Source organism: Formosa algae, from assembly GCF_001439665.1.
GTDB lineage: Bacteria > Bacteroidota > Bacteroidia > Flavobacteriales > Flavobacteriaceae > Formosa > Formosa algae.
This window is the reverse complement of record NZ_LMAK01000010.1, coordinates 20452-44618: the sequence shown is the minus strand read 5'-3', so window position 1 is coordinate 44618 and position 24167 is coordinate 20452. Positions and strand designations below refer to the sequence as shown.

13 protein-coding genes are annotated in these 24167 nt (G+C 34.8%); all 13 read right to left on the bottom strand.

Features of this window, described 5'->3' with window-relative positions:
• Positions 1–4: 4 nt before the first annotated feature.
• The 13 genes from AST99_RS03455 to AST99_RS03395 all read right to left on the bottom strand — a co-directional run bounded on the left by AST99_RS03455 (position 5) and on the right by AST99_RS03395 (position 24076).
• The gene (locus AST99_RS03455) at positions 5–2677 is read right to left on the bottom strand and encodes an endo-acting ulvan lysase-like protein (protein ID WP_057779172.1); all 2673 of its coding nucleotides are present in this window, start codon (positions 2675–2677) and stop codon (positions 5–7) included.
• 32 nt (positions 2678–2709) lie between these two features.
• Positions 2710–4389 (bottom strand): sulfatase family protein, encoded by a 1680-nt coding sequence (locus tag AST99_RS03450; protein WP_083495587.1) that lies wholly within the window; start codon positions 4387–4389, stop codon positions 2710–2712.
• 203 nt (positions 4390–4592) lie between these two features.
• The gene (locus AST99_RS03445) at positions 4593–6035 is read right to left on the bottom strand and encodes a glycoside hydrolase family 30 protein (protein WP_057779170.1); all 1443 of its coding nucleotides are present in this window, start codon (positions 6033–6035) and stop codon (positions 4593–4595) included.
• Between the two features lie 182 nt (positions 6036–6217).
• Entirely contained in the window at positions 6218–7699 is a 1482-nt protein-coding gene (locus tag AST99_RS03440; RefSeq protein ID WP_198151398.1) for a sulfatase-like hydrolase/transferase, read from the bottom strand.
• Between the two features lie 5 nt (positions 7700–7704).
• On the bottom strand, positions 7705–8526 hold the full coding sequence (locus AST99_RS03435) for an alpha/beta hydrolase (RefSeq protein WP_057779168.1): 822 nt from the start codon (positions 8524–8526) through the stop codon (positions 7705–7707).
• 22 nt (positions 8527–8548) lie between these two features.
• Positions 8549–9874, bottom strand: coding sequence for a sugar porter family MFS transporter (locus AST99_RS03430; protein ID WP_057779166.1), 1326 nt, complete (start codon positions 9872–9874; stop codon positions 8549–8551).
• 50 nt (positions 9875–9924) lie between these two features.
• Positions 9925–11031 carry a glycoside hydrolase family protein gene (locus AST99_RS03425; protein ID WP_057779165.1) on the bottom strand — a complete coding sequence of 369 codons (1107 nt, stop codon included), beginning with the start codon at positions 11029–11031 and terminating at the stop codon, positions 9925–9927.
• Positions 11032–11687: 656 nt separating this feature from the next.
• Positions 11688–13571, bottom strand: coding sequence for a RagB/SusD family nutrient uptake outer membrane protein (locus tag AST99_RS03420; protein WP_057779211.1), 1884 nt, complete (start codon positions 13569–13571; stop codon positions 11688–11690).
• Positions 13572–13594: 23 nt separating this feature from the next.
• On the bottom strand, positions 13595–16852 hold the full coding sequence (locus AST99_RS03415) for a SusC/RagA family TonB-linked outer membrane protein (RefSeq protein ID WP_069727792.1): 3258 nt from the start codon (positions 16850–16852) through the stop codon (positions 13595–13597).
• Positions 16853–17947: 1095 nt separating this feature from the next.
• Positions 17948–19183 carry a glycoside hydrolase family 88 protein gene (locus AST99_RS03410; protein ID WP_083495586.1) on the bottom strand — a complete coding sequence of 412 codons (1236 nt, stop codon included), beginning with the start codon at positions 19181–19183 and terminating at the stop codon, positions 17948–17950.
• 527 nt (positions 19184–19710) lie between these two features.
• On the bottom strand, positions 19711–20535 hold the full coding sequence (locus AST99_RS03405) for a 3-keto-disaccharide hydrolase (RefSeq protein WP_057779163.1): 825 nt from the start codon (positions 20533–20535) through the stop codon (positions 19711–19713).
• Between the two features lie 128 nt (positions 20536–20663).
• Complete coding sequence (locus tag AST99_RS03400; RefSeq protein WP_057779161.1) at positions 20664–22226, bottom strand: sulfatase family protein; 1563 nt, start codon at positions 22224–22226, stop codon at positions 20664–20666.
• Positions 22227–22228: 2 nt separating this feature from the next.
• The gene (locus AST99_RS03395) at positions 22229–24076 is read right to left on the bottom strand and encodes an arylsulfatase (protein WP_057779159.1); all 1848 of its coding nucleotides are present in this window, start codon (positions 24074–24076) and stop codon (positions 22229–22231) included.
• Positions 24077–24167: the final 91 nt, after the last annotated feature.

Below are 24167 nucleotides of genomic sequence, written 5' to 3'. Positions count from 1 at the left end.
TCTTTTATTTAATTTCAATATTATATCCAGCTGGATATTCCTTTGCTTTTCCTTTATGTAATTGAATACTTAGAGGCTGATCTGAGGAATAAAAATATTTGCCATCTATTAGTCTTAATTCTGCAAACACAACATCTCCAATAGCTTCAATTTTAAGTTTTCCTTTCTGTAGTAATTTTCCTTTTCCTAAGTATAAATATTCAAATTGTCCTTCTTGTTCGGATGCAATCCCAAAAGTTCCCTTAAATTTTAAATCTTTTGCGGGCTGATATACCTTATTAGCATCTATAGCATTACAGATGAATTGCGTACTGTTTTTTGATTCGACTTTTAGGCTAACCATATCGGTAAATTCACCCAATTTCGTGATATGTTTTATTGTTTTTTTACCTGTTTCGTAAGATTCGAATACCGACACAAACGGATGTACTTTGCCGTTAATTCCATCTTGTCTCACAATTAAGGTTGGCGTTGTTTCTGGACTTTTATTAACCTGTCCAGGCGTTACATCATCTCTTAAGGTTGTTGGAGGAGCATCGACCACATATAATTCGCGATTGTTTTGTCCCATCATCCACATGTTTACATGTAAAGCTGGTGACACCGATTTAATATCCCAAGTGGCATTGAAATCAGATTCATAATTTACTTTTCTTTGATTTTTAAAGAAGCTATAATTTTTATCATATCGCGCTCCCAAATCATCAGTATGCTCCAATTTTAAAGGACTAAGAAATGCGTTAGAAAGGCTAACAACATTCCCTAAATTATGATGAATATAATCGTTATCGTCTTGATCTGATCTAAAAATATCGACATAATATCCTGTGGTTTCAGACGTACGAATCATCGCGACTAGGCGTCGTTTTTCATCTGCAGACACATCGGCAAACGAACATTTTGGAGAGGTTTCTACACTATTATAAAACGATCCAGAGTCTATTTTAGGATCCATTGCATTAACTGTAATCTCTCCTTTTTTATACCCTGGAACAATAGTATTCGATCCCATAATACCACGGTGATATCCAGCATCTTCAGACCAATACGATTCATAAGCTGCAGCATCTGGAGCTAACGCCCAACCTTTACCATAAAATTGCATGGCTAGTCCATTTTCTGTTAAATGTGACTGATAGCGCCCGCCATATAGAGTAAACATCATTCCGTTTTCTTCATCATTACCATTTCTTAGAATCATATGTCTATGAAATTCTGAATAAGCAGATCTATGATATGGTAATTCACTTCCTGCTTTTGGTAACGGCTGATTAAATATAATGTCTTGCCAATTCGATTTATGTCTATCGTATTGTCCGTTTTCTATATTTTTATTGATAACCGTTGCCATGGTTTCTGCCGTTTTAGTATCGCCTTTCCATGTTGCATAAGTTAATAAGGCTTCAAATGCCGACATATTAAACGCGCCTCCACGCATATCTCCAAACACCACTAAATTACCACGAGCATCTAACCAACCTAAATTTGCTAGCGCTGCTTTTTCAATAATTGGATTACCCTCTATCGTGTTTACTCCAGATTTATACAACTGTAATCCCATATCTAAAACCGTTGGAATCATACCCGAAGCATAACCCGGCGATTCTGGCCATAATCCTGTTTCTGTATTATAATTCGCCATAATTTCTGGCAACCCTGCATAATGCTCGCCCGATTTTTCTGTGTAAAACGGAATATAATACTCTCGTCCTTTTCCATCTTTATAAAAGTCGTTAGCTTCTAATACCAACATACTTCCTATAATATTTTTATAGCGGTTTACATTCCAATTCCCTTTTTTACCGCCACGAACTAAACCAATTTCAATAAAGCGTTTAAAGACTTCACTCGACACTTCTGTAGTTGTTTTGTTTATGGTTTTTAAGTGCTCGTGCGGATGAGCATTTAAATAATCGTAAAGAAAATCGTAAGTGGTTGCCATCGGAATCTGACGGTCGTCATGAATAACTTCATAATCGTAATAGCCCATAATTCCACCTGGCTCATACCCACCTGGTCCGCCTGTAGATTCTTCTGGATCTAAAGGTGGTTTCATATAATAGGTTCCCAACATCCAAGTCCAATAAATATCTGCTGAAAATTTAGCATACTTTTCATCTTGAGTGATGTAATAGACAAATGCCGATTTCTCTGCTAATTTTAAAATTTCCATATTATTAGCACGAATCATATGTCCGGTTTCTTTATACGGAATTAACACTGGTGTTTTGTCGGCACTAGAGCGACTAATACCTAATAAATCCCCGGAAGTGTTATACGGAATTCGATCTTCTAAAGGCACATTTACATAATCGTTCCAAGTTCGCATGCCCGGTAATCGTACCGTTGGTATTGGCGCATTACCTTCACCATAATCCCAATTTTGTTTTTTAATATAACATTGGGTATAATGTTCTCCGTCTTTCCAATACATAGCCAATCGCGACACTATCCATTCTGGATCTGTAACATGTCGATTAACATAAGGGTCTATTTCTGTTGTTATTTGGTCGTAAGACGCTTTTGCCCAATCTTCATTCTTTAGTTTAGAAATCATTTCTGTTCTATCCTTACCGTCTGCAAATACACGTGGATGTGCTTCTGTTTTTTGAGCAATTCCTTGTAATGGGACTAAAACCAAGCTTAGTAAAACAAGTGCTATTTTATATAGTTTCATAGGAATTCTATTCTAATTTTTGATCTTTATCTTTAATGTAATGGTACCGTTTCTATATCTGGATTGTCTCTAGCTTCAAGATATTTTCTAAGGATTTCTTGATCTAATTGCGAGCTATCTCCGTATTCCTTTCGCATCTCGACAAGTTGTGCTTTTAGTTTTACAACGACGTCTTTATATGCAGGATCGTCTATAACATTAGTCATTTCTTGTGGGTCTTTTTTACGGTCGTAAAGTTCCCATTCGTCTACATCGTAATAAAAATGAATCAATTTATACTCTTGAGTAATAATAGCGTAGTGACGTTTTACCATGTGGATACCTGGATATTCGTAATAATGATAATACACCGCATCTCGAGTCCATTCTTCATTGTTACCTAACAGTAGCGGAATTAAACTTTCCCCTTGCATATCTGAAGGAGCCTCTACGTGAGCGGCTTCTAAAATGGTTTGAGCAAAATCTAAATTCTGAACCATTTCTGTATTCGTTGTTCCTGGTTTAATCACGTTTGGCCATTTAATAAGTAATGGCGTTTTAAACGATTCGTCGTACACAAAACGCTTGTCGAACCAGCCGTGTTCTCCTAAATAAAACCCTTGATCTGATGTGTATACAATAATGGTATTTTCATCTAAACCGGTATCGTCTAAATAATCTAATAGACGACCTACATTTTCATCTACAGACGCAATGCAGCCTAAATAATCTTGCATATAGCGTTGGTAACGCCATTTCATTAACTCGGTTTCATTCATGTTTGCATATTCTGCTTTGAAATCTTCCATCAATGGTTTATACACAGAATCCCATACGGCACGTTGCTCCGGATTCATACGTCCTACTTCGCGTTCAAAAGCTTCTAAATCCCAACCCGACACATCTTTAATACCTAATTCTGCCATCATTTCTGGGTATAGTTTAGAATCTCCTGCCCAGTTCATATGGGTTAACAAATTCATTTCCGCAGTTTTTGCCGCCGTACCACGTCCTTCGTAATCATCAAATAAGGTTTCTGGTTCTTTAAATGATTTTTTGGTATATTCTTTAAAATGACGCGGTGCAGGCAACCATTCTCTATGTGGCGCTTTTTGCATGGAAAACAACATAAATGGTTTGTTTTCATCGCGTCTGTTTTCTAACCAATCTAGAGTCATGTCCATAATAATATCGGTTACATAACCCTCTACTGTAATCTTCCCATCATTGGTATTAAAATCTGGATTATAATATTGTCCTTGACCAGGAAGAATTTTAAACTCGTCTATCCCTTTCGGATTATTTCCAAAGTGCAGTTTTCCGAACATGGCTGTTTGGTACCCAGCTCCTTGAAGTAATTGCGGAAACGTCATTTGAGATTCATCAAACGGAAAAACATTATCCACTTTCCCATGAATATGTGTGTGTTTACCCGTTAAAATGGTCGCTCTAGACGGTGCACAAATAGAATTTGTTACACTGGCATTGGTGAATAAAATACCTTCGTCTGCAATACGATCTATATTTGGCGTTTGAATTAGACGATCGCTATAAGCACTTATGGCTTGATACGCATGATCGTCGGACATCATAAAAATAATGTTTGGACGTTGTTTTGGCAGCTCTTTTTTTTCAGCTATTACTTCCTCTTTTTTGTTCTCTGTTTTACAAGACAACACGCCAAACAAAAGGCAAAATGAAAGACATTTTAAGATGTTTTGGTTAATTAGCATAGTTAGTTTGTTTTATGCAATATGAATTGCTAATCTGATAGTTCTGGAATAATTTTTATATCTATTTAGAGTACTTCACTCCATCTTTTAAACAAGGTTCTTCATACATAACACAGCATCCCTATTAGGACGCATAATAGGGAAATCTGTATATTTTTATTTACGATTTTACGCATGATGACTCTCTATAGTATTCTGAAATTTTAAATATCTAAAACAATAACCGCTAATGAATTACTTGGAATTTCAACTTTAACCCCCGCTTCATTTTCTATTTGACATTCGTATGCCTGAGCTTCATCCTTTGTGTTTTGAATAAGCACATAAACTTTTCCTTCATGTTTTATTGAAATTAAATCGGCTCTAGAAAAGTTACCAATGCGTTTAGCACCTGGCACCAAATATTGACTCATAAAACCAATAACCGCATAATCTGGATTATATGTTACTCGTTTTGTGGTTCTATCAATATTTATCAACGAGTTTTGTTTCCAATCCCAACCACTTTCAGTAGTTTCATTTAAAATCATGTTCCAATAACAGTAATTTGGTACACCTCTGTTAATATAGTTTGCAATTTCTCCTAATCGTTTTGAAGCTTGCCCCCAATTATTTTTTCCATCATCGCAATTCCCTTCAGTATGCATTAAATGAACTTCAGGGTAAAGATCTTTAGTTTGTTGAATGTAAATTCCACTTGTGTATTGAATTCCAATACCATCATACAAATTTCTATAATCTTCGCTAGCGGCAATTTCAAGCGCATCTAAACGGCCGTAAGATCTAAAGGTTCCTGCCCAAATTTCGGTATCAATATTATCTTTTTTAAACTGCGGACGTAAATATGATTTTACTAATTTGTTCATTTGAGCCACAGACATATCATTAGAAGGATATTTGGTATTGGCATCATTTTCGTTTTGAATAACTAACCGATCAACCTCGATTCCTTTTTTGGCATAGGCTTGAATATATTTTGAAAAATACAGTGCATAAGCTTCATAAATTTTAGGTTCATCTTTTAATTGATTCTTCTCAGGAAAATCTTCTCCTTGATCCATAAGTCCGGAGTATTTCATCCATGCTGGTGGACTCCATGGTGAAGCAAATAATTTTAAATCAGGATTCGCTTTAAATGCTTTTTGAAGATAAGGTATAACTGTAGTGTCTTCTCTTTCTATAGAAAAATGCTTCATTTTATAATCTTCAGGAACTTCAGAATAACTATAGGCATCAAGTCCAAAATCACTAGCACCAACAGCGGTTCTATTAAAAACTAGTTTCGCCCCTTGATTTAAACTAAAGAGGTTTGTTATAACTTGATCTTGTAATTCCGTTGGTAGGGACATCAATGCCTCTCCTCCAATTTCGTTAAAAGCACCACCAAAACCTTCAAGCGTTTGAAACTCTACGTTTGGATATAATTTTATTTTATTTTTCCGATGAATAGATGCTTCTACATCTTTTCCTTCTGATTTATTTACAACAATTTCACCTTCTTTAATAGCGCCAGATAATTTTAAATAGTACACTTCTGCAGATTGCTGTGCACTTAAAATCATGGCATTACATGCTAAAAGTAAGACCATAACACATGTCCTACTATTTCCTAAACTAAAGTCTAAATTTTTAATACGTTTATTCATTTTTCATCCTTTTAAATATGATTGCAATTTTATTTTTAAGCTTTCTTAGTGTTTCTGTAAAGTCCTTTTGGTCTTTTTTAATTAATCTCGGATGCTCACGTTCAATTCTGGTAGGGATTGCAGACTGTGCATGAGCGACCTCGATTAAAAAAACAAAAACAAATGAATATTTTCTACATATACTATTCTACATCTTGGTTTTCACGAATCCAAATATGACTCCCGGTTAATAATGCGTTGTACTCTGATTCAAATTCAGTTTTCATCGCTTCAAAAACCTCTGGATATGTTGATGCCACATTGTTAGATTCTGCGATATCAGACTTTAAATTAAACAACACAAAATCTGTAAGTTTTGCTTGTTTTACAGCTTCAATATTGCCATCGTATAAATTATGTATATGTGGTAATTCTTTATTATCTAATTCTAAACGCCCCATTATTTTCCAATCGCCTTTACGCATTGCTACACGACGTGCGTTAATGGCGTCATAAAAGGCCCATGTTAAAGATTTTTTTCTTTCAAAATGTCCAGTCTCTAATAGCGATGTAAATGATTCTCCATCTAAAATTCTATCTGGTAATTCTGCACCTGCTAACTCTGCAAACGTTGGCAATAAATCTAAGGCAGACACGACTGCTTGTGTAGATCCTGTAAACGTTTTTTTACCTATCCAGTTTACAATACCAGGCACTCTAAAACCAGCCTCATTAGTCCATAATTTCATGCCTTGTAATGGACCTGGACTACCGTAAGAATGTTTAGCCTTTGGATATCTATTTAAGGTTTCTGGACCATTATCTGAGCTAAAAACTATGATTGTGTTTGTTATATTATGCGTCTTGAAATAGTCTAATAATCGGCCTACGGCAAGGTCTACATTCTCTACATTAGCAAAAAATTCTGCTTCTTCACGATTCCTTGCTAATGGTAAATATTTTTGAACCAAATCTTCTGGAGATGCAATAGGTTCATGTGGTTCATGAAAGGCAACTTCCAAAAAGAATGGTGCATTACTAGATTTTTTATCTAGCCATGTAATCGCTTCATCGACAACAATCTGACTACTATATCCTTGAATTTTACCAACCTTTTCTCCGTTTCTAACAAAGTTTTTCGGATTTTCATGACTTGGAGATGCATTGTTATGTGTAGCAAACCAATAGTCGAAACCAAAATCGTTAGGCTGTGGTTGTGCTGTAGAATTAAATTGAGACGAACAGTGCCATTTCCCAACCAAACAGGTTTCATAACCTACAGATTTTAGCACGGCTGGAATCGTAACTTCATCTGCTTGAAGATGCACTAAATCTCTGTTATCTTCACTCTTTTTATAGCTTGGAATAAAATCGTAAATACCTGCACGATTTGGACTTCTTCCTGTTAGCAAACCCGCTCTTGAAGAGGAACATACTGGTGCAGTAGAATAAAAATCGGTTAATTTTATTCCTGTATTGGCTAACTTATCTAAGTTTTTAGTTTCAATTACGGGATGCCCAAAAGCAGATAAATCCTCATAACCTAAATCGTCGCACAGTAAGACAACAATGTTAGGTTGCTCTAATTTTTCTTCAATAACTGCGACATCTTTTGCTTTAGGTGTTTCTTTACAAGACAGACAAAAAACAGCAAACATTACAACAGTAAATAGTTTAAAATTCATAATTTTTAGTTTTTAGAATTCTTAAAAAAATCATTAAAGAATAGCATATGATATTGTATAGAGTTACTCCAATATGTGTTGGTATGTCCGCCTGGTCGAGAAATAAAGTCGTGTGGTATATTACGTGCTTTAAGTTTGTTATGAAGTCTAAGATTTGCATCATAAAAAAAATCATCTACGCCACAATCAAATAGAATATTTAACTGTTTACCATCTAATAAATAGACCAAATTAATAACGGTGTTTTGCTCCCAATGCGCTTTATTTTCAGCATAAGTCCCTAGTCTTTTGGCTATATCCCATCGTAATGGAAACGGGCGAATATCGACTCCACCACTCATACTAGCAACGGCTCCCCAAATATCTTGATGCTTGAATGCTAAATACAATGCGCCGTGGCCGCCCATACTATATCCTGAGATGGCTCTTCCCGATTTGCTTGCAGTCGTATTATACGTTTGATCTATTTTGGTAATCAATTCATCAGAAACGTAGGTTTCATATTTCATTGAGGCGTCTATTGGACTATCAAAATACCAACTGGTTTTATCGCCGTCTGGACACACAATAATAATGTTATAATCATCTGCATATTTCTTTATGGCTGGTGCTTTTCCTAACCACGCTTTGTAATCTCCTCCCGCACCATGTAGTAAATACACCACATTATAAGCCGTGTTTGTCTTTGAATAATTATCTGGTATTATCACCACGTTCTTCACTTCTTTGTTCATGGCATGACTATGCACTAGCAATGTATCTACCCGAGATGCAAAGCCCTTACAAGACAGAAATAAAATTAGTATGCAGATAATTTTTTTAGTCATTTTTTAATTTAGCTTGATGTTTTTATATTTTCTTTCTAAGCATCACATCTTCTATCTCTTCTAAGGTTTTTCCTTTCGTTTCTGGCATCATAAACGCTACAAATAATAATTGGAAAACCATCATTACAGCAAACACAAGGAAAACAACGCCTCCTCCAACTAATTTTAATAAGAATGGAAATAATGAAGGAATAAGAGCTGCCAAAATCCAGTGTGTTGAACTACCAAAAGCTTGACCAGAAGCACGTAAATGATTTGGGAAAATTTCTGAAATAAACACCCAAATTACAGCTCCCTGACCTACGGCATGAGCTCCGATAAATAAAAATAAGAAAAATGGTACTGCCATACCTGACCATTCTAATAAAAAGGCCGCTGCTAAAAGTCCTAAGGATACAATATAGCCTAAAGAACCAATATACATTAACGTTTTTCTTCCCAGTTTATCAATTAAGAACACTCCTAACAATGTAAATACAAGATTAGTTACACCTAAACCAATACTATTTAATAATGCTGAATTTTCTCCTAATCCTGCTGCTTCGAAAATACGAGGCGCATAATATAACACGGCATTGATTCCTGAAAACTGATTGAAAAATGCGATTAAAAATGCAAGCATTAACGGAAATCTGTATTTTTTAATGAATATAGTTTCAGACTTATCACTCTTTTCTGAATGCGAATTAAACTCTTGTACCTGAGCATCAATATCTGCATTCGGATCAATAATTTTTAAGACCTCTCTTGCCTCTGCTTCTCTTGATTGTGATAATAACCAACGCGGACTTTTTGGTAATTTTAAGGCGAATAAAATATATAAAACTGCAGGGATAGCTTCTACACCGAGCATCCATCGCCATGAATTTTCACCGATATTACTCAATAGATAATTTGATAAATACGCAATCATAATACCAAAAACAATGTTAAACTGATACATGGCAACCAATCGCCCTCTATCTTTTGCCGGAGCAATTTCTGAAATATAAGCAGGTGCCGCAATTGTAGAGGCGCCAACTCCTAATCCACCAATAAAACGTGCAAATGCAAACACATAAGGGTCGTTAGAAAATGCCGAACCTATGGCAGAAACTGCAAACAAAATCCCAATAACAATTAATGTGTTTTTACGCCCATATTTATTGGTTGGAAGACCTCCAAAAATAGCACCAACTACAGTTCCCCAAAGCGCCATGCCCATGACAACAGCGCCATGAAATGCTTCTGAAGACCCCCATAAGGCTTGTAATTTTTTATCGGCCCCAGAAATCACAACCACATCAAAACCGAATAAGAATCCGGCAAGTGCTGCGGTAATAGACCATAATATTATTTTTTTGTTCATGTTTTTAGTTATTAGCTCAGGCAATATGCCTTATTGTTTAGTTTTTATAATTAGTTATTTTGTAAAGGAATTACCATATTCCATGTTTTTGTTCCGTTTCCAAATCCACCAGGACCATCCATAGTTGCGAAAAATATATGCGTTGGTTTCCCGTTTTCTACAAACACAAACGGACGTTCTAACTGTCCTTGTGTTATGGTTTTCCCATTATCCCATTGCACTGTTTTTGTATACGCTTTTGGATTTTTATCGACTTCCCAATGCAAACCATCGTTAGAATGTGCTAGAAGTCCATCGCCTGCGTATCCGGTTATTGTACCTCGTTGATCTTTAGCAACCAAATGATAACCTTCAGCATCACTCCAAATATGCGGATCTTCAATTTCTCCCAAATGATCGACTGAAAACAATGGCTGGTCTCCCATAACAGTATACGGACCATCGTAAGTTGGAGCCGTCGCTACGCCAATACTCATATCACTATTCGAAATACCATCTGCCTTATAGTTTCTGCCTTTAAATAATAAAACCACAGAACCATCCTCTTTAATTAAAGGAGATGGATTTGAGGTCAAAAAACTATAAAATGAGTTTGGTTTTACATCTAAAATAGGTTTATCTAAGCGTGTCCATGGTCCGTTCGGATTTTTAGATGTTGCCATTCCAATTCGTTTTCCCCAACGTCCTGCAATACACCATTTGCTTTTTAAATCGAATTGATTTACATTTTGTGTAGTTACCTCTTCAAACGGATGCGTAGATCCCATATAGTATAAAATGTAAGTATCCTGATATTTTACAACTTTAGGATTATGAGTAGAACGACCATCCCAAAACTGAGCGCCACGAGCTCCAAGTGCTACATCTTGAAATTGATACGGCCCTTCTGGTGTTGTAGAAGTGGCATGTACAATTTCTGAAGCTATCATCCAACCTGGATGGAACGGTAAATATTTTGGCCAGCGCGAAGCATACATATGGTACATACCATTGTCGCCCTTTATTACAGAACTTCCCCACACCCAATACCCATCCATTTCAAATCCGCCATGAATTGGGGCCTCTCCAAGGTTTGTGCTTATACTATGTTGTGCATTTGTAAAACTAGCACAACACAACAAAAACATAAGTGTGATATACATTCTAATTATTTTCATATGTTTAGTATATATGCTTGTTTATGTTTTATGAAAAAATTCTGATTAACATCTTATAAAAAATTCACCCAATTTGAAATATGTGTCGCCTTGGATGAATTTTAAACCAATTCTAACATGCCTTAAAGACTTAACTACTTTCTTTAAGACTTAATAAACAATAACTACTGCAATCTAAATCTTGTTCCTTAAATTTTGAATAAATTATAGTTCAATTACTATAACACATAATCCATTTTTGACATATTTACTGGTGTTTAAAGGGGGTTTTAAAGAATTACATGCTTTTCAAACTAAATTCTTTACACATCTAATATGTATACATTTTGTTTATGAATAAGAGGATTGAAAAAAGGCTTTTGTACGACTGCATGTTTGATTTTTAGTTTTTTTTAAGCCTATTATCTGTAGTCATAAAACATGATCTAGAATATGATTTTAAGACAATAAAAATACACTTAGCTAGTCTAAATAATCACAATTGAAATTAAAAATACTCAACTTTTAGCTTGTTATTATGAAAGATAAGACACCTAAAATTTCTTGAAAACCAAAAAAATGACCATGATATTGATGCAAAAAAAAAGCAGCTGCGAAAGAATCGCAACTGCTTTTAAAGTTAAATATAAATAGATTTAAGACTTACAACATAAATCTTACCATCCTGGGTTTTGTAATAATTCAGGGTTTAATCTGATTTGATCTGATGGAATTGGATCCACATAGTTATTTAGAGAAAAGTTTCTATTTCCTGCAATATCTAAAATTAAAGACCCTGGTTTTGTCGTTGCAATACCAGAATACGTAGATACAGCATATTCAGAAGATGTTGTTCCATAAGAGAATCCTGAAGGCTTATAAATTAAGCTTCCTGGGTTTTTAGGATCTTCTGCTGTTTCATACTCAGTACCATCAACATAATTTAAAGTAATAGCATGTCCTAATTCTTCTTCAGCAATACCCCAACGTTTTAAGTCGTCAAAACGATGATTTTCACCAAACAATTCAATAGCGCGCTCACGACGAATTTCACCCAGCATATTTAAATCTGAATATGGTGCAATTAAAGCATTTGATAAAGGCGCTACATTCGCACGCTCTCTCAATTTATTAATAGACATATCTAAATCTGCATCAGAAATTGTACCTCCACCTAATTCTACAGTAGCTTCTGCATAGGTTAACAATACTTCTGCATAACGTAAATATGGGTAGTTATAAGATTCTTCTCGAGTTTCACGTAACTTATATTCTGTAGTAAATTTCACACCAGAATATCCAATATTACGTCCTGCACCTGGATCTATTAAATTTGGGACATAACGGTAATCGTAATCTATACCACTATTTTCAAAACCTGCTTCGTATTGAGCTCCACCGCCATCAACGTTAGATCCCCATCCCCAGTATTGTACCAAAGGTGTACGTGTTAAACTCGTTAAACGGTAATCTCTGTTTTGGTACTCCGAAGTCATTTCTTGGTATCCTTCGAATACTGCAGAGTGTTGTACAGGTAGTCCATCTTCACACAAGAACATATCCATTAACTTACGGTTAGGTGTTAACCCTTTAGCATGTGTTAAATTTTGACGAATTTGTCTTAATGTAAAATCGTAAGTCGTTTGAATAATATACTCATTATTATCTGCTTTAGATAAACCAGCTGGGTTAGATCCACCATCTTCTAAATTAAATAAATAGTATAAATTTCTATTTCCTAATTCTTCACGGTGATCCCATAATTGGTAAGCACCACTATTCATGACTTCTAAAGCTAGTGCTTTAGCTTCTTGCAACATGGCATCTACACTTGGATAATCTGCTGGCTTTGTAGAACCTGCACCAACACTTGTACCATCACCATCTGTAGCGGTACCTACATATTTGTCCCAAGTTGCAGCATATAGTAACATTTTAGCTTTAAAAGACTTAGCTGCTTCTAAAGTAATTTTACCTTTATCTGAAGCCGATAATCCGTTTTGCGAAGGTAAATCTGCAATAGCGACATCTAAATCGCTAAAAATTTGAGCTAGAACTTCGTAACGGCTATTTCTTGGCGCGTACAGTTCTTCTGACACAACATCTAAAGAACGTGTTACTATAGGCACACCTCCAAAACGTTTAAGCAAAATAGTATGATGCCATGCTCTGAAGAAATATGCGGTAGCTACAGAAGCTGCAATCTCTGATTGCTCTCCAGGATAATCTACTGCTTTTTCAATTAATTGATTAGGGTAACGTAATCTTGTATAATTATCGTCCCAGATATCATCTGATGTTGGTGTAACGGTTTCTCCTGCACCATAGGTATCACCTATATTTCCAGATAAATCTGAAGAGTCATCACCATAGTCAAATCCCATAGCAGTATAACAGTTATTTGCAGCAAACTCAAACTGTTCGGCAGTTTCAAAATATACAGCTTCAGTTACTGTATCTTGCGGTTCCTGATCAAGGTACTCTGAGCAGCCTGTAAGTGTAAAAGCTGAAAGGGCCGCTACGATACCTATTCTCTTTATATTAATATTTATAGTTTTCATATTCTTAAAATTATAATTAATCATTAAAATGTTAATTCTACACCTAAAATTAAAGATGAAACGAAAGGTACAGTTTGTCCTTGACCTGCAGAAGATGGTGCTTCTGGATCTAAACCATCTTGTATATTAGAAATTACGAATAAATCGTTTCCTGTTACAGAAAAACGTACACGATCCATTTTCATTTTTTGTAAAGTTTCTTGTGGAAGCGTATATCCAAAAGAGATTACTTTAGCACGCATATAAGCGGCTTTAATAACACCTATATCATTTAATTGCTTATAGTTCCAGTTTACTCTATTACCATTATAGTACATTGCAGGGTATTTTGTTCCTGTATTATCTTCATTCCAAGTTTTACCTAAATAAGTTGAGTTTTGGTTTGTCCACCATGAATTAAACGGATATGCTAAAGCTCCTCCTCTTACAATATTTACATTGGCTACACCTTGAAAGAATGCACTGAAATCAAATCCTTTGTAAGCAAAACCAAGATTAATACCAAAACTCTCATGAGGAGCAGTATCTCCAACATACACTAAATCGTCTGTATTAATAATACCATCATTGTTTGTATCTACACGATTTACAGTTCCTGGTACTAAACGGTCTGCACTTCTATAGCGTGGTAATATTGTACCCGCTTTCATTGTGTTTTGATCTGAAGGATCATCAAAACCAACTTGGTTATAATAATTTAGGACTTGATCTTCGGTTTGGAAAATTCCATCTGTTTTATAAGCATAAATAGCATTTAATGGTTTTCCTTCTATCGTTGAATTGACACCTAAAGCAATATTGTTTGCACCTTCCATTTTTGTAACTTCACTCTTATTATCCCAGAAGCTCAAACCAATATTATAACTAAAATCACCTATTTGGTCTCTCCAGTTTGCAGATAATTCATAACCTGTTGTTCTAAAATCTCCACTGTTTGTTTTAGGAGCCGTTGCACCTAATATTTCTGGATATGTGATATTAATTAACATATCGTCATTCTCACGAATAAAGTATTCTGCAGTTGCTGTTAATCTATTATTTAAAAAAGCCATATCTATTGCATAGTTAGTTATTCCTACGCGCTCCCAACTACGATCTATAGATGTCATACCATTAATCCATGCCGTATTTTGTAATGCTGGTGTTTCACCAAATACAGTAGTCCCTAACCCCATATTAGAAAAGTAATCGTAAGTTCCAATACCTGTAACAGATCCTGTTTCACCATAAGAGAAACGGAATTTTAATAGGTCGAAGACACTGTCTTCTAAAAAGCTCATTTCAGAAAATACGATACCTGCAGAAGCACCATAGAAATTTTTCCAACGGTAATCTGGATGTAAACGAGATGAACCATCACGTCTTGCCATAGCTTCTAATAAATAGATTCCGTTATAATCGTAATTAAATTTACTGATATAAGATACTAATCCAAATTCACTAGCTGTTCCTCCATTAGTTTGGGTTGTAGCATCACCCGTATTTATAGCATCTAAATCATCTGATGCAAAATTAGAACGATACATACTATAACCTGTATTGTTTGTTTGTTCTGCCGTATAACCTAATAAAAAGTTAATGTTGTGGTTTCCAAAACTACGCCCGTAATTTCCTTGGAACACATGGTTTTGAAAAAATTGTTTTCCTCCAGTTTCCGTAGCATTAGATCCTAACAACGTTGTTGGTGTAAATGTTACATTACCAAACCAATCATACATAGTAATTGAGGTATTACGCACAACTTTACGATTGTTTTTTGAACTGATGTTTCCGAAATAACTAAAAGATAATCCTTCTACATATTGGTCTAAGTCTAAAGTAATTTTACCTCCTAAACGGAAAATTTCATCATTGTTAGTTGTACGACCACCTTCTTTTAATTTTGCTATTGGGTTATTCCCTCCAAAATTATCGTAATACTGACCTAATGGGTTATACAATGGGAATATACTCATATCTTGAACTCCTTGTCCAACACCTTGTGTAGGTGTATCTGTTGTTCTGTTATCATATGACACTGTAAAATCTGTAGTAATTAAGTCGTTTACTTTATAAGTTAAGTTTGTACGGAAGTTATAACGTCTTTGTCCATCGTAAGTTACATCGATTGGAGAACGTTCATCTGCATAACCAAAAGATGTTCTATAGGTTGCATTTTCATTACCACCAGACAAAGAAAAATCGTGTCTTTGTGAGAATGTTGTTCCGTATTGTGCATCAAATTGATTGACATCTTCAAAATAATGATCTTTCCCTAACCAATAGTAAGATTCAGGTTGCATAGGAAAAGTTCCATTAACAATAGATACCAATTCATCTCTCGAAAAGAAACGGTAGTTTGATGCTGCTGTTTGCGTGTTCCCGTCAGAATCTAAGAAATCAATACCATCATTATCTCCTGCTTCGATCCACATCTGAGCCCATTCTTGCATACCAGCTAGCGGGAAATCGTGAGGGATATTCGCTTGCGTTTCACCTTTATAAGTCACAATCATTTTCCCTTGCTTACCTTTTTTAGTTGTAACTAAAATTACACCACCGGCAGCTTTTGTACCGAAAATAGCTGCAGAACCATCTTTAAGTACTGAATACGATTCGATGTCGTTAGGGTTAATTGTGGCTAATTGCCATTCTGGAATTTCAAGTCCGTCTAATAAAATAAGTGGACTAATGTTATTTACAGAAGCAGCACCACGAATTTGTAAATCTGTACCTTCATTACCTGGACGAGAAGACGTACGAGTTACTACTAAACCAGGAACCTCACCTTGTAAGGCTAAAGCTGCACTAGAAGTACCTTTACCTCTTACAACATCGTCTCCTTTTACTTGTGTTACAGATCCAGTAAGTGTTGCTTTTTTCTGAGTACCAAATCCTACTACAATAACTTCATCTAATTCACTAATGTCGGTTTGTAACATTACATTTAAGTTTGTTTTTCCTGCTACAGATATTTCTTGAGATACATATCCAATAGAGCTAAACATAAGTACTGAAGATGCAGATGGTACATCTATAGAATAGTTACCATCAAAATCTGTTACCGTACCAACACCCTGTACACCTTTTAAAATTACGTTTACTCCAGCTGCTGGAATCCCATCTTCTGCTGAAGTTACAGTTCCTGTAATTGTTAAATTCTGTTCGCTTATACTTGCTTCATTAACTAATTTATACGTATCGTTTGCAGCATATGTACCGCTATAAGATAAGCTTAGCAATAAGGCCAAAAACAGTGCTGGCGTTATCGAAGACTTTTTAAAATTATAATTCTTATACATAAATTATTTTTTAGTTATACTATTTTACTTAGTTGTTGAAATTTAAAAACCTATTTCAGGATATAGGTCTGTATTATAGTTTGTTGTTTTCAGATAAACACCATTTGGTTTAGGATGGTGCTTAAGTAATTTTTTTTTGGTCATAATAGATTGTTTTACGTTAATAATGTTTGTTGAATACCAGATTTAAAACGTTAACATTTTATTTGGTGTTTCTGTTAACAATTTTATAAATAATGTCTTATTTATAGTCTAAATCATGATTCTATCTATCTAACTTATCACCCATTTTTGCCTAACAATCCTTATAAACATTGGATTTAACAGAATTAGACCTCTTAGACCTGTTTTTTTCACCTATAGGATTACCAAATTCACATATTTAACACATAATTAATATTTTAATCACTTTTTGTAATAGCTCTTTTTAACAATACATCAATAATTAAAACAAATTTCTAAAAACGACTCGGAAACACTTTTAATCTAAATTTTTAGATAAAAATGTCACATTATTTTGGTCATTACGACTCAAAAAAAACAAAACATACAGCATAACATATTGATTATCAATACAAACTGGTTAACCAATTTTTTAAGGTTAAAAATAAATAAAACAGACTTAAAATTGGCATTATTTTAACAAATTCTCATAAATAAATCTTAAAAAATTACGTTTTTTCAACAAAACTCATTTATTTTAATAATTCCACACAAATCACTCCTATATCAGTTTATGTGAGGGATAGAAAACAAGAATCCTTAACATTGAGCCGATTTACATCTTATTTATTCTAATAATTACACTTCTAATTTAAGCTTGTACACTACTGTTTTTAACCTGGTAAATGCATTGCTTTTTTAACAATTTAGTAACTTAAAAAGGTGTTTTACAGGAAAGATGTGCTAGCTACATTTTAATTTCAATTGAAAGGCTGTAAGTAGAGATTAAAACCAGATTAAAAGGCAACTAAAGCAACAATTCGCTTATGTAATACGTATAAAAAAACCCTTTTAGAAGTCATTCTAAAAGGGTTAAAACCAAATGAGATATGGTGTAAAATCACATCTTGATTTACAAAAAAACAAACTAAATTAGTTCTGTGCAATATTTTGTTCAAGCTTTTCTAATCTTAATAAAGCTTCCATAAAATAATAATCTGCATATATTATAGGTACATCTATTTCTGAATTATTAGGAAGATGTCCTGTAGAATGTAATAATAAGGCTTCGTTAGTATCTCCGCTAAAATAAGTATCAGATTCTAGTTTTTCCATTAAAGATTTGGCTGCATTTGTATACTTCTCTTTTAAATCTTTATCTTTTACTTGGTCTGCTAGTTCTAGCATTCCACAGGCTATTAATGAAGCAGCTGATGCATCTTTAGGGGCATCAGGTATTTTTGGATCGTCAAAATCCCAATACGGAATACCATCTTCTGGTAAACGTTCTAAAAAGTGATCGGCTAATTTTATAGACGTATCTAAATACGCTTCTTTACCTGTTTCTCTATAAGACATAGCAAAACCATAAATTCCCCAACCTTGACCTCTGGCCCACATCGAATCGTCTGCATAACCTTGATGAGTGATTCCTTTTTTAAATTTACCCGTCTTTTCATCAAAAAGGGCTACGTGATAAATTGAATAATCTGGACGTACTAAATATTGCATAGACTTTTCAGCATGACTATCGGCTAGATCATATAAACTTTTATCGCCACCATTTTTAGCAGCCCAAAATAAAAGTTCTAAATTCATCATATTATCAATAATAGTATTGTATCCAATTTTTGGTACCATTACTGGCCAAGACAAAATGGTTCCTACTTTAGGGTTGTATAACGTTGCTAAAGTATCTGCAGCGGCTAACATAACCGTTTTATACTCTTCATTCCCCGTTAATCTGTATCCGTTTCCATAGCTACAATATACCATAAAACCAATATCATGATTATCTGCTGGCGAATAGGCAATCTCTTTTAAAGGTGCAGTAAATTTCTCTGCTCCTGCTTTTATTTCAGGATCGTCAGACAGTTCGTAAGCATACCAAAGTACGCCTGGCCAAAAACCAGAACACCAATCTGTAACTCCTACAAGATTCCAATCTTTTTGGCCTTGACTTATATTTCTTGGAAAACTGTCGGCCACCGTTAAATAGGCTAATGTTGTTTTAACTTTTTCTACACTCAAATCGGCAATGCGATCTGTATGAACGATCTCTGCAGTTTCATTAACTGAAGATACGGTTACATCTTTCTTTTTTGAATCGCATCCAATTAACGTGGCAGCACAAAGACAAGCTACGAATGTTCCTTTTAGTAAATTCATATATTTAAATCGTATTAATTTTATAATTATATCTTAACTGTGTTTTAAAATCATTTCTGCTTAAATCACTTTACAATAATAGAACGCTCAGCTTTTTTTTGATATAAAATATGAGCCAATCTTAATAAATTTAAACCCATTTATGCCTAAAAACGCCCATTTTACTGGGCTCTATAACAAATGGTCCTAATTTTGAATTTAATTTTGAATACAACTCAATAGGTAGTTGAATTTGACATGATTAAAACCCTATACATATTTTGAACAGTCCTATTTTAATTTTTTATGATTACTCTAAAATTGACTATAAACACCTAAGCAAAACGTGACTGAAACTCAATAAACCCCTTGAAGAAATACACCTATAAATAATATATAGATACATTATAATAAAGTTTTGTTTTATTAAACATAGGGTCCAAAAAAACGTATAGCGAAAAAAACACTATACGTTATGTTCTATTTGTAATACATGCATTTGATATTTGAAACCTTTTAATACATTAAAACAATTTATGACTGAAAGCTTATTTTTTTGAATTTAAAAAGGTTTCTGCAGGAACAACTTCATCAAATTCTTTAATTCTTATATGTCTATAGTATATCTCTGCAGTTTCAGACTGAAATCCAAAAATTCCTTCTGAAGGTTTTAAATTAACAGCCATGTTCACCACGTTACCATTTAACTTATGAATGGCATACTCGCTTCCCATTACAATAATCTCGCATTGATTCCATTCATTATTTACGCCATTAAAATTTGTGGTCGGACTTGCCAAATGCATCCAATCTGATTTATCTTCTAAAATCCCACCATGCTCCGGATGCAAATATGTTCCTCCTTTTTTGCTCGATGTACTGTACCAATCGTAACCTGCTCCTTTTGGTCGAATTAAATCTCCGGTATGATTGCGTTTTGTAGTATGATCGTATCTAATCTGATATTCGATGCCTAAAGGCCAAACCGCATCGTCTACCACATGGTAATACACACCAGCATCATACTGCCATTGTTTAAAATTATTTGCTATACGGTCGCCCCATTTATATTCGAATTTTAAAATATACTTGCTGTATTTCTTTTTAGAATAGATTAAGCCATGTGTATCGTTCTCACCTGTATTTAGTTTATATTCTTTTGGGAAATCGGCATTAAAAACATGAATCATTCCATTTTCTATAGCGAATACTTTTTTAGCCATATCTTCATCTCCGCTTCGAATTTTTAGATACCAACCGTCTAAATTCTTGCCATTAAAAATATCTACAAATCCATCCTCGGATTGCGCTTTTGTTTCTAGACTCCCTATTAAACATAGAAATGAACATACCCAAATACTTACTTTTTTCATATTATTTTGTTTTATTATCCGAATAAGTTATTATCCTAAAATACATTGAATTTGTCTTCATCTAAAATAAGATTCTTCATTCTGCTTAGGTAACGTTCTGAATGACATTGGTGGTTAATGCGCTTCTTTTAGTTTAGATTCATCCAAGTCACTTGTTCCCAATTGTGTGTTACAAAAGGTTGCGATTTCCCTTCAGTCGACCTTCCGGTATTAATAATCTCACTAATCCTTTTAGTCATTGCTTTTACAATGTCTGGATGTTCGAAATACAGATTTTTTGTTTCTCCTGGATCATTTACCATATCGTATAATTCGTAAATGGCTTCTCCTGCTTTTGGTTCAAAAATTACAGGTTCTAAAGACCCTCCAGATCCCCGAAGCATATTTAATTTCCATTGGCCTTGTCTAATGGCAAAATGCCCTGTAAATGAATGATGAATTACCGGACGGTCTTTATCTAATTCTGAAGTTGGATTCTTCATATAATTATACAAACTATAACTATCTTCTGCAGCAGTATCTGGAAGTTTTGCGCCTACAATATCTGCTATCGTTGCTAAATAATCGGTCTGACTTACAGGCGTATTTACAACACCTCCTGCTTTTATAGTCTTTGGCCAACGCATTAAAAATGGTACACGATGTCCGCCTTCATAAATATCCCGTTTTCCGCCTTTGAAAATTAAATTACTATAATGATTATAGGTATCTCTTTGATAGATATAATTAGATTCTGCTCCGTTATCTGATGAGAAAATTACTAACGTATTATCTTTAATGCCATTTGCTTGTAAAGCATCTAATACTTGACCTACGCGATAATCGGTTTCTTGCATAAAGTCACCATAATTTCCACAGTCACTTTTACCCTGAAAATCGGGATGCGTAGCATGTGGCAAATGCGGACTCGTTAATGGTAAATACAAAAAGAATGGTTTACCTTGTTTTGATGCTTCATCAATATACTCTACAGCTTTATTTGCTAAAGTTTCTAATACCAATTCGTCGTTAAAAGACGGAGCAACCTCAACAAATCCCCTATCTCTATGGTCCTGATACGGTGGCGTCATACGATACGTTCTAGGCGTGACATCCATTTTCTTTTTTGTCCATAAATTTGGCGCTTCTAACACACGGTCATTTTCTAAATAGGTTAAAATTCCATAATTCATAGAGGCAGCAATGCCGAAGAAATAATCGAAACCATGCTCTATTGGACCTTCTTTAAAAGGTTTAGACCAATCCCGATCTTTTCCACGTTCCCCCACAAATTCCATTTGCAAATGCCATTTCCCAACCATGGCTGTTTGGTAGCCATTAGCTTGAAGCAAGGACCCAATGGTCATTCTATCTTTTTCGATTAAGCAGGGTCCATCTGCATGCAACACATTCTCTTTCAAACTCGTTCTCCAACTATAACGACCAGTAAGCAAACTATAACGTGAAGGTGTACAAACCGCATCACTACTATGTCCATCTGTAAAAATGATGCCTTCGTTTGCGATTTTATCCATATTTGGCGTTTTAAATTTCGCTTCTGGATTTAAAGCACCTACATCTCCATACCCTTGATCGTCTGTATAAATGATAACGATATTCGGTTTTTGAATCGCCTGCTTAGACTGCCCAAACATTACATTAGAAACCAAAAGTCCTAAAACAAATACACTTGCTATTTTACTTTTTATCATTGTTAAATTTTTTCTACAGTTACATAATACGCGCCTAATTCAGTTTTATCAGCTAACGTAAACCAAGTTTGAAGTTGCGTATCTCCAGCTTCTAAATCGACTGTAAACTCCACATATTCCTGCGTAGCATCTACAACTTGCCACGCTTCTTCATCTTGAATTTTAATGCGTGCATTTTTTGTTTGTAAGGCTTTTCCTTTTTTTGATGTACTCACACTAGTACCAGGAATTTCAGGACGAATTTCAGCTTCAGCGCCTAAAGCTAATTTGGTTTCTGAAGGCCAACGACGTAATTTTATATTATATGTTCCTGCTTCGGCCACTTTAAGTAACCAATATCCATTATCGATATATCCTTCGCGTATATGTCTTTGGTGCCACGGACTTATCGTTTCGGTATGCCAATCGTGACAATATAATGTTGTAGGATTTTCGGCTGCATGTCCCACATAAATACGTGGTAAATCGCTATAACCTGGTAATAATTCTGCCCACCAAGCATCGTAAACGGTTTTATATTCTTCCACTTTTTCAGGATGCTGATCTGCAATATTATTACGTTGCTCAGGATCTGTTTTTAAATCGTAAAGTTCTGTACCATCTACCAATCTCCATTTACCCTGCATCAGCGAGGTTCTTCTCCACGCTTCCGGCACAGCAATACGTTGCGAATTTGTAATTACGATTCGGTCTTTAAACTCTGAATCATCACCTTGTATTAACGGTTTTAAACTTTGTCCGTCGAATTTAATATCGTCTTTTACTTCTAAATCACACAAATCGATTAACGTAGGAAGTACGTCGTAATGAGCAGTTAAGGCATCAATATCTTTACCCACTGTAATACCACCGTTTTTCCAATGAATAAATAAAGGCACACGGTGTCCGCCTTCATACTTACTCGCTTTTATACCTCGCATACCTGCATTAAACCCTGTCGTTACAAATCCATCTAAGCGATCGTCTGTTTTAGGGATTTTTGCTCCTGCCGAGGTTCCGTTATCAGTCATAAATATTAAAATGGTATTATCCATCAATCCGCTTGAATTTAAATATTCGGTAAGCTTTCCTATATTTTCATCGACATTTGCAATTAAACCATAAAAAGCAGCATTTGGAATGTTCTCGTTATCTTTATAAGGATCAGAATATTTGTCGGCTACGAAATATGGTGTATGCGCAGCATTGGTAGGCAAATAGCAAAAAAACGGTTTATTTTCAGCCTTATTTTTAGCCATAAACTTCATGGCTTCATCAAACCAAATATCGGTACAGAACCCTTCAAATTTTTCTAATTTTCCGTTGTGGTGATAGGTATCATTAAAATAATCGTTATCCCATTGGTCCATAGTTTGTTCAATACCACCACCTCCGTGGATTAAAACCTCTTCAAAACCTCTATCTTGAGGTCGAGATGGATAATTATCTCCTAAATGCCATTTTCCAAAAATTCCGGTAGCATACCCATTATCTTTCATGATTTGTGCCGCCGTTATTTCACCTTCTAAAAGAATAGAGCGTCCATTAACGGTATGCCAAACTCCTGTTCTGTTTGCGTTACGTCCTGTCATTAAAGCAGCTCGAGTTGGTGCACAGGTTGGATTTACATGGTAATCTGTAAATCGTGCACTTGTGGCATGTAGCTGGTCTATATTTGGCGTTTTAATATACGGATTCCCCAAAGCGGCAATATCGCCGTAGCCTTGATCGTCGACTAAAATTAAAACGACGTTTGGTTTGTCGTCTTCAACACCTTCAACTTTTTTCTCCTTAGATGTACAAGAAGAAAATGTAATTAAAGAACACGCCATTATAAATAAATACGCTGTATGCTTGAAAGAATGTTTCATTGTAATACTACTATTTTTAATACTGAATATTAACTTTTATAAGTAGAACTAAAGTATTATTAAATGTAGACAACAGATATAACTTATGATG

Coding starts and splice junctions, on each gene's coding strand:
- AST99_RS03405 (WP_057779163.1), bottom strand. CDS start 20,535: ATGAAAAAAGTAAGTATTTGGGTATGTTCATTTCTATGTTTAATAGGG.
- AST99_RS03435 (WP_057779168.1), bottom strand. CDS start 8,526: ATGACTAAAAAAATTATCTGCATACTAATTTTATTTCTGTCTTGTAAG.
- AST99_RS03395 (WP_057779159.1), bottom strand. CDS start 24,076: ATGAAACATTCTTTCAAGCATACAGCGTATTTATTTATAATGGCGTGT.
- AST99_RS03440 (WP_198151398.1), bottom strand. CDS start 7,699: ATGAATTTTAAACTATTTACTGTTGTAATGTTTGCTGTTTTTTGTCTG.
- AST99_RS03410 (WP_083495586.1), bottom strand. CDS start 19,183: ATGAATTTACTAAAAGGAACATTCGTAGCTTGTCTTTGTGCTGCCACG.
- AST99_RS03450 (WP_083495587.1), bottom strand. CDS start 4,389: ATGCTAATTAACCAAAACATCTTAAAATGTCTTTCATTTTGCCTTTTG.
- AST99_RS03445 (WP_057779170.1), bottom strand. CDS start 6,035: ATGAATAAACGTATTAAAAATTTAGACTTTAGTTTAGGAAATAGTAGG.
- AST99_RS03400 (WP_057779161.1), bottom strand. CDS start 22,226: ATGATAAAAAGTAAAATAGCAAGTGTATTTGTTTTAGGACTTTTGGTT.
- AST99_RS03415 (WP_069727792.1), bottom strand. CDS start 16,852: ATGTATAAGAATTATAATTTTAAAAAGTCTTCGATAACGCCAGCACTG.
- AST99_RS03455 (WP_057779172.1), bottom strand. CDS start 2,677: ATGAAACTATATAAAATAGCACTTGTTTTACTAAGCTTGGTTTTAGTC.
- AST99_RS03425 (WP_057779165.1), bottom strand. CDS start 11,031: ATGAAAATAATTAGAATGTATATCACACTTATGTTTTTGTTGTGTTGT.
- AST99_RS03420 (WP_057779211.1), bottom strand. CDS start 13,571: ATGAAAACTATAAATATTAATATAAAGAGAATAGGTATCGTAGCGGCC.
- AST99_RS03430 (WP_057779166.1), bottom strand. CDS start 9,874: ATGAACAAAAAAATAATATTATGGTCTATTACCGCAGCACTTGCCGGA.